Here is a 1,926-nt window from a genome sequence, read left to right as displayed (position 1 = left end):
GGGAGCGCCGCGCCGCTCCCCCTCCGCGCGGCCCTCGCCGACGTCACCCGTCCGCGGCTCGCGGTACGGGGCGGTGCCCGGCGGCTGGCTCTCGTCTGGAACATCCGGCCGCGGCCCGGCGGTGACGTGTACCACCACTCCGGCGGTACGAGCGGCTTCACCGCGTTCGCGGGGTTCTGCCCGCGCCGGGGCACCGCGCTCGTCGCGCTCGCCAACACGACCCCCGACGCCCGTCACGGCTTCGTCCAGAGCGCGTACGAAGCCCTGTTGTCCCTGGGCGCGCGAGGCTGACGACCCGTAAGGGCGGTGCGGTACGGCCGGACGGCCGAAGCGCGGTGGCCGGGTCGCGCGGGCCGTCCTCCACTGGGAATGTGCGACCCCGATCGAGCGGGTCGTGTGCTGCCCGGACCGGGCGGCCCCCCTCTCCTGAGGAGCCCACCATGACCTCGTACCGCACCAGAGTTCTGACCGCGGTCTCCGCCACCGTGCTGATCGCCGGGGCGGTCACCGCCTGTTCCGGCAGCGACAACGGCGGCGGCTCGGCCCCGAGCAACGCCGAGACCGCTTCCGCCGCCGCCACCTCGGCACCGCAGGCCGCCGAGGTGGCGGCCTCCCCGTCGGCGTCCAGCCCGGCGGAGGTGACCTCGGCCAAGGGGCCGCTCGGCACGATCCTCTTCGACCACAAGGGCCGCACGCTGTACGTGTTCGACAAGGACAAGACGTCCAAGTCCACCTGTGAAGGGGCGTGCGCCACGGCGTGGCCGCCGTTCACCGTCACCTCGAAGCCGACCGCGGGCACGGGCGTGAAGTCCGACCTGCTCTCCACCAGCACCCGGAGCGACGGCAAGAAGCAGGTCACCTACCACGGCCACCCCCTCTACCGCTTCTCCGGCGACCCGCAGCCCGGCAACACCAACGGACAGGGTGTCAACGCCTTCGGTGCCAAGTGGTACGTCATGGGTACCGACGGCAAGCAGATCACCAAGAAGTCGCAGAACCCGGGCACCGGCTACTGACCCCGGCTCCCACCCTCCCGCGCCACCTCCCGCCCGATCTCCCGGAGACCTTCATGCCGTCCCGTCGCCCCGGCCGCCTCGCCCTGGCACTCGCCTTCGCCTGTCTCACCGCTGTCGCGGGCTGTTCCAGCGACAACAACAACAGCGGCTCGTCGGACTCCTCCTCCGCCCCCGCGTCCTCGGCACCCGCCTCCTCGGCGCCCGCGTCGTCGTCCCCGCCGTCGTCGGCCTCACCGTCGTCGGCCTCACCGTCGAGCAACGCCAAGGCGAAGATCAGCATCAAGAACTTCAAGTTCATGCCGGACAAGCTCACCGTGGCGCCCGGCACGAAGATCACCGTGACCAACAACGACACCACCACCCACACGCTGACCGCCATCACGGACAAGGCGTGGAACACGGGTGACATCGCGCCCGGCAAGTCGGCGACCTTCACGGCGCCGACCAAGCCGGGCGCGTACAAGTACATGTGCACCATCCACCCCTTCATGAAGGGGACGCTCACCGTCCGCTGACCGTCTGATTCCCCGGCACGGTTTCCCCGGCCACGGTTTCCCCGGCCACGGTGCACCTGGAGACGTCATGGCAACAGATCCCACCGCCGTATCCCGCCGTACCCGCCTGGTCCGCCGGCTCGTCAGGGAGGCCGCACGGCTGCTCGCCGCCGTCGGTCTGGCGCTGGACTCCTATCTGCACGCCCACCTGGCCGACCGGTACGACCTCGTCAGTGCCGACATCAGCCAGGGGACGCTCTTCCGGATCGAGGCCGGTTTCGCCGCGGCGGCGGCGCTGCTGATCCTGGTGTGGCGGCGGTGGCCGGCCGAGCTGTTCGCCTGGTCGGTCGCCGCCGGCGGACTGACGCTCCTGCTCATCTACCGGTACGCCGACATCGGCGCGTGGGGGCCGTTCC

4 protein-coding genes are annotated in these 1,926 nt (G+C 71.3%); all 4 read left to right on the top strand.

Translation table 11 applies throughout. The features are described 5' to 3' along the window. Positions 1-291, top strand: a 291-nt coding sequence (locus GT042_RS15810; protein WP_161309353.1) for a serine hydrolase, incomplete at its 5' end; no start/stop codon positions are given. 149 nt (positions 292-440) lie between these two features. Then, entirely contained in the window at positions 441-1,016 is a 576-nt protein-coding gene (locus GT042_RS15805) for a hypothetical protein (RefSeq protein WP_161309352.1), read from the top strand. A gap of 53 nt (positions 1,017-1,069) precedes the next feature. Then, complete coding sequence (locus GT042_RS15800) at positions 1,070-1,531, top strand: cupredoxin domain-containing protein (RefSeq protein ID WP_161309351.1); 462 nt, start codon at positions 1,070-1,072, stop codon at positions 1,529-1,531. Positions 1,532-1,598: 67 nt separating this feature from the next. Beyond that, positions 1,599-1,926, top strand: a 328-nt coding sequence (locus tag GT042_RS15795) for a hypothetical protein (protein WP_161309350.1), incomplete at its 3' end; no start/stop codon positions are given.

The sequence above is a fragment of the Streptomyces sp. SID3212 genome (assembly GCF_009865405.1).
GTDB lineage: Bacteria > Actinomycetota > Actinomycetes > Streptomycetales > Streptomycetaceae > Streptomyces.
This window is presented reverse-complemented; position numbering and strand designations above follow the sequence as displayed.

Bases quoted from the DNA above. Each gene is read 5' to 3' on its own strand.
- GT042_RS15800 (WP_161309351.1), top strand. From the start codon at position 1,070: ATGCCGTCCCGTCGCCCCGGCCGCCTCGCCCTGGCACTCGCCTTCGCC.
- GT042_RS15805 (WP_161309352.1), top strand. From the start codon at position 441: ATGACCTCGTACCGCACCAGAGTTCTGACCGCGGTCTCCGCCACCGTG.